Below are 7,373 nucleotides of genomic sequence, written 5' to 3'. Positions count from 1 at the left end.
TTAAGTATTAAAACAGTTGCTAGTTTAGGATTAGATGTATATATGATACTCTTATTATTAGATTTGTTCTCAAATTTCTCTTTAACTATTAAAATATTAGAATTCAATTGGTTTATATCATACCGAATATCACCTATCCAACTAAGTGATGTTGGATTTGAATTCTCTAAGGGTGAGACATTTGTAGAGATATTCTCAATACCATTACTTGAAATATAGAGTTTCTCTTTTTTTAGAAAATCTATTATTTCAAAACTACTTATCTCTACATCTGTTTTTGATCTGTATCTATTATTCATAAATATAATCCTCATACCAACTCTCAGGATGGGTTAAAATATGTAAAACCTTGCAATCATCATCCATATGTTCTATAGGAGTTCTTCTATCATTTTCCAATAATTTACCATCTTCATAAGCTTTCCATCTAGTCCATTCACTATCACTAACATACCTACAGTTATCCCAAAGTTTTTTATCATAAGCCTCATATAAAAGTCCAAAATCAGATGCTCTATTACTTTTCCAAAAATCAAGATTGTTATATGGTGTCATATCTCCATGAGATGCTGTTCCATAGAGTTTAGTCTCAAAAATAGTCTCAAAAAGCTCTATCTCTTTTTTTAATAGAGCCTTTTTATCAATGTGACAATATTCACCAACATCTTCAAGCTCAGTATGCAATCCTATCTCACAACCTATAGAGATTAAATCTTGTATAATTTTGATATTACCAATAGATAAAATATTATAGTCAGGTGCATGTAGTCGAATATAGATACTTGCTCTTATGTTTAACTCTTTAAATATCTTATATATACTTCTAAGTCTATCTATTTTTATATCTACATCAATTCTATTTACTAATATCTTATCATCTCTACTGTACTCATCTAAAAAAAACTCTTTTACAGTAATTATTTTATACTCATTTTTAACTGCACTACTAAAAATACTCTTATAGTAATCAAAAGTAAAATTGTCCATTATATATTATCCTTTGCAGTATATTTAATATAGAAACTCCAAGGTATTAATTCTGCTTTTGCCATAAGATAAAAAAATGGTCTAAGTTTCTCAAACATCGGTTTATATGTTTTATACTCTTTATATGTTTTTTTAGGTAATAACATCAATTTTTCAAACTCTTCTAATGAATAACCGTACCTTTTAAGAATCATCTCAAAGAGTTCAGAATCAAAAGCAGGTATCTCCTCCATTCTTCTTAAACCCTCTTCTCTACTCATTTGACCACTTCTTACCCTTCCTGAAAAACCTAGTGTTCTCATATCAATATCAAATTTTCTTGGTAAATAGTATGTATGATAAAAAGCTGTTATTCTATTTTCAAGATGGTGTCCACCATACCATTGCCAACCATACTTTTCAGTAATCAATTTTTTAGCTTCTGATTTATCATAATCAAGATACCATAAAGGTCTAATCTTTTTTATCTGATTGAACATCATCCACTTTAGCTGTTTCGTAAATCTAAAATTAGGATATGTTTTCATAGGTAATTTGCCAAATTGGCTATGTACATCATCTATATACTTAGCATCCATATATATCCACCCAAGTGGTGCCATCCCCTCTGTCTTAAAAGAGTGTCCCTCAAAAACATATTTTATACCAAATTTATCAGCAGCCATATTTAGCACAGCTGCGAGTGCTATATCAGTTGGTATCTCAAGGTCAGGAGTACTCGCATTGAAAAAAGCTCTATATATATCATCATACTCATTATTATTAACTACATAAGTCCACAAGTCAATATCTAAAACTTTTAAAGCATTTTTTATATTTTGTTGTGCTACTGTAGTGTTCCAAGTATTATCAAAATGCACAGCAAGTGGTCTTAGCCCATACTCTTTTGCAATATGTAGCATATATGTAGAGTCTGTCCCTCCACTAACACCTATAATCACATCATATTTTTTGTTTTTTCCATGCTCCTTTATATCATCTACAATTTTCTCAAAAGCTTCTCTTCCACTCTCTCCCCCTGGGAATTGAGTTCTTAGTTCATCATCTTTTTCACAATAGTTACAAATACCCTCTCCATTAAAAGAGATATTTGGTGTCTCTTCATCATAAAGACATCGAGAGCATCTTTTTAGACCCTTTTTCCGTTGAACTCTTCTCTTCCACTCTTCTTTCCATAAGTTTTCATCTGTAAAATATGTACTCATATATCAATCCTCATTTAGTATTGTTGTTAACTCTTTTTGAGTGGGAAAGTTTATCAAAATACCTCTATTTTTATTTTGATAAACTGCCATGCTTCCAAGTGCTATTGCCGAAGCACCAGCATCTTTTGCTTTTTTTATATCTAGTAACTCTCCAGCACCACCAGTTGCTATAAGTGGTATATCTATGGCATCTGATATTTTATCTATCAGGGCTAAATCAAACCCATCCATTAGCCCCTCCTTATCTATAGAGTTGAGCATAATCTCACCTGCACCATAATTCTCTACTATTTTTACATACTCTATGGGTGTATATTGACTCTTTTTAGTTCCATCTTTTATATAAACTCTATTTTGACCAAAAAGTGGTTTTTTTACATCTATCGAGATGATTACACTTTGGCTTCCATATATATCTGCTATTTGGGTTATAAAGTATAGGTTCTCACAAGCTATAGTGTTTAACACTACCTTCTCCACTCCCAAATCAAATAGTTTTTTTACATCATCTAGCGTTCTTATTCCTCCACCGTAGGAGAATGGCATAAAACACTCACTTGCTATCATCTCTAGCTTTTTAAAAGGAGGAGGAGTACTATTTATACTAGCTTTTATATCCAAAAATATAAGTTCATCAACCTCTAGTTCATTATAAATTCTTACACTATTTATAGGGTCACCTATATATGTTGGTTTTTTAAAGTTAATACTCTTTACCAACCCTTCATCTTCAAGAAGTAGACACGGTATAACTCTTGTTCTCAACATTACTCCATCTCCGAAAAATTTTTGAGAAGTCTCATGCCAAACTTATGACTCTTTTCAGGATGAAACTGTACGCCAAAAATATTATCTTTATAAATTGAAGATGCAAAATTATATCCATAGTGAGTTTTTCCTAAAATATTTTTTTCATCTTCACAAATTGCATGATAAGAGTGTACAAAATAAAATCTACTCTCCTCATCAAAATTTTTATATAAAGAGTCTCTATTTGTAGGATTTACAATATTCCAACCCATATGGGGTACTTTTAACTTATCTTTATTTTTACCAAAATCAAACTTTTTAACTTCACCTTTTATCCATCCAAGACCCTTTTCTTGCCCCTCTTCACTAGAATCCATTAATAGTTGCATTCCTAAACAGATACCCAATATGGGAGTTTTATCTTCTAAAACTTTTTTATTCAAGACCTCTATAAGCCCAGATTCTCTTAAATTTCTCATACCATTATCAAAAGAGCCTACTCCTGGTAATAATAATTTATTTGCATCCATAATTTCATCTTTATCAGATGATAGTTTTGCTTTTACACCAATTTTCTTTAACATATTAATAATAGAACCTATATTACCTACTTTATAATCAACTATTATCATTAATGTTTCCTATAATTTTCACAGGTGTTCCATATGCTTTAGTGTATGATGGAATATCCCTATTAACTAAACTATTGGCTCCAATAATTACATTATTCCCAATAGTAACTCCTTTGGATATAATAGAATTTGGTCCTATATAACAATTGGAACCTATTATAACTCTCTCTTTTTCTATATCTTTTCCAAAAACTGTTTTATTAACTGTATCATGAGTATAAATATGCACACCAGCTGAAATATCACAATTATCACCAATAATTAATTCATCTCCTGAACCATCTAAGATTACAAAGGGTCCAATCCAACAACTTTTCCCAACCTTTACATTACCTAAGACTAAAGATGAATCATAAATACTACTACTTTCTCCAAACTTTAGATACTTGGCTTTTTCCCATCGGTCAGATATATAATCTCCTATAGGTAAAACTCTATTAAATTTTTTCTTAAGTTCCTCTCTTTTAAGAAAAATCTCTTCTATTATCTGTTGTAACATTATCTATACTTATTAATTTTTTTTAAAATATACTCAATATCAACCCCATCATAACAAGGAAAAGTAATACTGTTTTTTTCAAGATATAAAGCATTTGGCTGAACATCATTATATTTATCTTTATAATATGTTGTAGCACTTAAACAATATGTCCCAATTGTTGTCTCAACACCATTCTCTTTTAAATACTTTACTAAAGTATCTCTATCTATATCTTCTGGAACAGTAAAAACAAGTGATTGAACATTATAAATTATACTATTTGATAACTTCTGAACACTATAACCCAAAGGCTCTAGCCCCTTTATATACTCATCTCTTATTTTATTTCTTGATTTCACAATAGTATCTAGTTTCTGAAACTGTTTAATTCCCATCACACATTGAAGCTCTGGCAGTCTATAGTTATATCCATAATCTACAAAGTCAAACTTACCATCAGTTACTTTTGCACCATGATTTAGTTTTATATCAAAGAAATCAACATAATCATCACTATTAAATGTAACAGCACCACCTTCACCTGTGGTTAGTAGTTTTCTTGGATGGAAACTAAAGCAGGTAATATCAGCTATAGCTCCACACCTAACACCATTTTCACTACTTCCAATAGCACAAGCTCCATCTTCTATCAAAGGGAGATTATATCTATCACAAATCTCTTTTATATCATGAATCCCACTAGGATTTCCCAGTGCATCTACAAATATAACTGCTTTAGTTCTATCTGTAATTTTACTTTCCAATTGTTCTGGAGTCATATTAAAAGTATCCAATGAAACATCAGCAAAGATAGGAACAGCCCCTATATCTTCAACAACATTAGCAGTGGCAGGAAAAGAGAAATCAGAGACAATCACCTCATCACCCTCTTTAATATCTAAGAGTCTTAGAGCCATTGTCAAAGCTGTAGTTGCAGAGGTTGTCAGATATGCATGTTTCGCACCTGTATAGGATTTTATCTCTTCTCTAAACTCCTCTACAAACTTACCCTTTGTAAACCAACCACTCTCAAATATCTCTTCAAACTCATCTTTAACTTCATCAAATGTAATATATGGTTTTATTAATTTTATCATACTATATTCTCCTGATACCACTTAATAGTTTTTCTCAAACCATCCTCAAAAGATGTTAGTTTATAATCTATCATAGATTTAATTTTTTTATTACAAGCGTTGTGACACTCCACATCTGCACCACGAGTAGGTCTCTCCAATACTTCACCTCTATACTCCATAATATCTACAATATCTCTTATCACATCTTTCATTGAGATTTGACCATCTGTTGAGATGTTAATACTATCAGCTCTTTTCATTAAAGAGTAGAGTTTGATAATCGCATCAACTGTATCGAGTACATAGATAAAATCACGGCTCTGTAGCCCTGTACCATGAATTTCTGGATTTATATCATTTAAAATTCTAAATGCAGTAATAGGAATAATCCCTGCCATATAACCTTTGTGATTCTGCCTTGGTCCATAGTTATTAAATGGTCTTACTATAAAAGCATCCAAATCAAACATATTAACCCAACTATAGAGTGCTATATCAGCACTAGCCTTCCCTGCTGCATAGGTAGTAGTAGGTTTAAGAGGATGTTTCTCATCCATAGGCTCATACTCTGCTGTTCCATAAACCTCTGATGTTGAGAAGTGAACTAAAGTCTTGAAATCTCCTCTGCGTTGGTGTTCCAAAATATTTAAAATACCATTTATATTGGTATCAAATGCATTTTTTGGATTTACAAATGAGTAGTTAAGTGCTTTTGTTGCACAGTTAAAAACTATATCTATATCATGCTTCTCAAATATATAATCCAATGAACTTGCAATCTCAATATCGTCTTTGTAAAGTATTGCACCTTTTAATAGTGCATCTTTTAAATTCTCTTCACTTCCTAGAAACATATTATCTATAATAACAACTTCTTTTGCACCTTCAACTATTAACCTATCTACTAGGTGACTTCCAATAAATCCAGCCCCACCTGTAACTAAAATCGTACTATTCTCTATATTTGGTCTATTTCTCATTTATTCATCCTATTATCGGCTCTATAAAGAGTATTTAGTAGTCTTATCGCTTGGTCAGGACTAGAGACAGATTGCCTATTTTCTAAAATAGACTCTAAAAAGTGATTTAGACTATTATAGAGAGCATCCTCTGCTGGAATATATGGAATAATCAGGTCACCGTTTCTTATCTTAACGGAATAATCACTATACTCAATATTCTCATCATATATTACATTTACACCTTTGTCATATATCATCAGCTTATCTGCTTTCATATCATCAAAAACTACCATTTTTTTAGTACCTGCAATCACAATCTTTCTCTCTTTTAATGGAGAGATCCAACTTGATTGAATATGTGCAATAAACCCCTCATATTTAAGGGATAAAAATACTAAAGTCTCTTTTGGATTATATATCTTCTCACCAATAGCACTAATATAAAATGGCTCTTTCCCCCCTGATAGATAGTCGATAATTGATAGGTCATGAACTGCTAAATCCCACATGGCACTCACATCTTTTTTTATCTGACCTAAGTTTAATCTTTTACAATCTATATAGAGAATATCTCCTAGTTCCCCAGAATCAATCATAGATTTTATTTTCTGAACTACGGGATGAAAAATCATAATATGGTCTACATGGATTATAAGCCCTAGCTCCAGAGCTAAATCTTTCAGCTCCTCTGCCTCTTCAACTGTTGAGGTGAATGGTTTCTCTATATATATATGTTTTCCTGCAAGAAGAGCATCTTTTGCAATTTTATAGTGTCCACTTGTCTCCACTGCGATAGCAACTGCTGTTATACTCTCATCTGCCAACAGCACTCTGTAATCAGATTCATATTTCACCTGCTCTATATAGACTCTCTTCGCTTTCTCTATTCTAGTCTCATCATAGTCACAAATCGTATCAAGGTTATATTTTCCGTTATTAAAAATATTTTTTGCTACATTTGGTCCCCAATAACCAAAACCAATTAACCCTATATTAACCATTTAGCTCTCCTTCTAATCTATTACCCATCTTATCTATATAGCTATAGTGTTTTGCAGGATTACCCATCACTAAACTATACGCCTCAACATCTTTTGTTACAACACTACCCGCAGCAACCATACAATACTCTCCCAAAATAACTCCACACAATATAGTAGCATTTGCACCTATACTAGAGCCTCTTTTAACCAAAGTGGGAGTAATCTTCCAACTTAAATTAAAAGCTCTTGGTACTCTATCGTTAGTAAAAGATACATTTGGTCCAATAAAAACAT

Annotated in this window: 10 protein-coding genes; all 10 read right to left on the bottom strand. The window is 31.7% G+C overall.

Features of this window, described 5'->3' with window-relative positions:
• The coding region (locus GSY74_RS05515; protein ID WP_164664104.1) for a hypothetical protein at positions 1–299 on the bottom strand (299 nt) is incomplete at its 3' end.
• Positions 292–987 (bottom strand): hypothetical protein, encoded by a 696-nt coding sequence (locus tag GSY74_RS05510; protein WP_164664103.1) that lies wholly within the window; start codon positions 985–987, stop codon positions 292–294. The genes GSY74_RS05515 and GSY74_RS05510, both read right to left, overlap by 8 nt.
• Positions 987–2,192 (bottom strand): N-acetyl sugar amidotransferase, encoded by a 1,206-nt coding sequence (locus GSY74_RS05505; RefSeq protein WP_164664102.1) that lies wholly within the window; start codon positions 2,190–2,192, stop codon positions 987–989. Before GSY74_RS05505 ends, GSY74_RS05510 begins: the two co-directional genes overlap by 1 nt.
• A gap of 3 nt (positions 2,193–2,195) precedes the next feature.
• Positions 2,196–2,960: an AglZ/HisF2 family acetamidino modification protein gene (locus tag GSY74_RS05500; protein ID WP_164664101.1), complete on the bottom strand. Its 765-nt coding sequence runs from the start codon at positions 2,958–2,960 to the stop codon at positions 2,196–2,198.
• A complete protein-coding gene (hisH, locus tag GSY74_RS05495; RefSeq protein WP_164664100.1) occupies positions 2,960–3,574 on the bottom strand; it encodes an imidazole glycerol phosphate synthase subunit HisH in 615 nt (204 codons plus the stop codon). The genes GSY74_RS05500 and hisH overlap by 1 nt, the downstream gene beginning before the upstream one ends.
• The gene (locus GSY74_RS05490) at positions 3,561–4,073 is read right to left on the bottom strand and encodes a DapH/DapD/GlmU-related protein (protein ID WP_164664099.1); all 513 of its coding nucleotides are present in this window, start codon (positions 4,071–4,073) and stop codon (positions 3,561–3,563) included. Before GSY74_RS05490 ends, hisH begins: the two co-directional genes overlap by 14 nt.
• Entirely contained in the window at positions 4,073–5,152 is a 1,080-nt protein-coding gene (locus GSY74_RS05485) for a DegT/DnrJ/EryC1/StrS aminotransferase family protein (RefSeq protein ID WP_164664098.1), read from the bottom strand. Before GSY74_RS05485 ends, GSY74_RS05490 begins: the two co-directional genes overlap by 1 nt.
• Positions 5,149–6,114 carry a dTDP-glucose 4,6-dehydratase gene (locus tag GSY74_RS05480; RefSeq protein ID WP_164664097.1) on the bottom strand — a complete coding sequence of 322 codons (966 nt, stop codon included), beginning with the start codon at positions 6,112–6,114 and terminating at the stop codon, positions 5,149–5,151. The genes GSY74_RS05485 and GSY74_RS05480 overlap by 4 nt, the downstream gene beginning before the upstream one ends.
• Positions 6,111–7,097 carry a Gfo/Idh/MocA family protein gene (locus tag GSY74_RS05475; RefSeq protein WP_164664096.1) on the bottom strand — a complete coding sequence of 329 codons (987 nt, stop codon included), beginning with the start codon at positions 7,095–7,097 and terminating at the stop codon, positions 6,111–6,113. Before GSY74_RS05475 ends, GSY74_RS05480 begins: the two co-directional genes overlap by 4 nt.
• On the bottom strand, positions 7,090–7,373 hold a 284-nt coding region (locus tag GSY74_RS05470; RefSeq protein ID WP_164664095.1), incomplete at its 5' end, for an acyltransferase. The genes GSY74_RS05470 and GSY74_RS05475, both read right to left, overlap by 8 nt.

Source organism: Sulfurovum sp. bin170, assembly GCF_010892395.1.
In the GTDB taxonomy this organism is placed as follows: Bacteria; Campylobacterota; Campylobacteria; order Campylobacterales; family Sulfurovaceae; genus UBA1140.
The sequence above is the reverse complement of the archived record's forward strand: the minus strand, read 5'-3'. Positions and strand labels throughout refer to the sequence as shown.

Bases quoted from the DNA above. Each gene is read 5' to 3' on its own strand.
- GSY74_RS05480 (WP_164664097.1), bottom strand. From the start codon at position 6,114: ATGAGAAATAGACCAAATATAGAGAATAGTACGATTTTAGTTACAGGT.
- GSY74_RS05490 (WP_164664099.1), bottom strand. From the start codon at position 4,073: ATGTTACAACAGATAATAGAAGAGATTTTTCTTAAAAGAGAGGAACTT.
- hisH (WP_164664100.1), bottom strand. From the start codon at position 3,574: ATGATAATAGTTGATTATAAAGTAGGTAATATAGGTTCTATTATTAAT.
- GSY74_RS05475 (WP_164664096.1), bottom strand. From the start codon at position 7,097: ATGGTTAATATAGGGTTAATTGGTTTTGGTTATTGGGGACCAAATGTA.
- GSY74_RS05505 (WP_164664102.1), bottom strand. From the start codon at position 2,192: ATGAGTACATATTTTACAGATGAAAACTTATGGAAAGAAGAGTGGAAG.
- GSY74_RS05500 (WP_164664101.1), bottom strand. From the start codon at position 2,960: ATGTTGAGAACAAGAGTTATACCGTGTCTACTTCTTGAAGATGAAGGG.
- GSY74_RS05510 (WP_164664103.1), bottom strand. From the start codon at position 987: ATGGACAATTTTACTTTTGATTACTATAAGAGTATTTTTAGTAGTGCA.
- GSY74_RS05485 (WP_164664098.1), bottom strand. From the start codon at position 5,152: ATGATAAAATTAATAAAACCATATATTACATTTGATGAAGTTAAAGAT.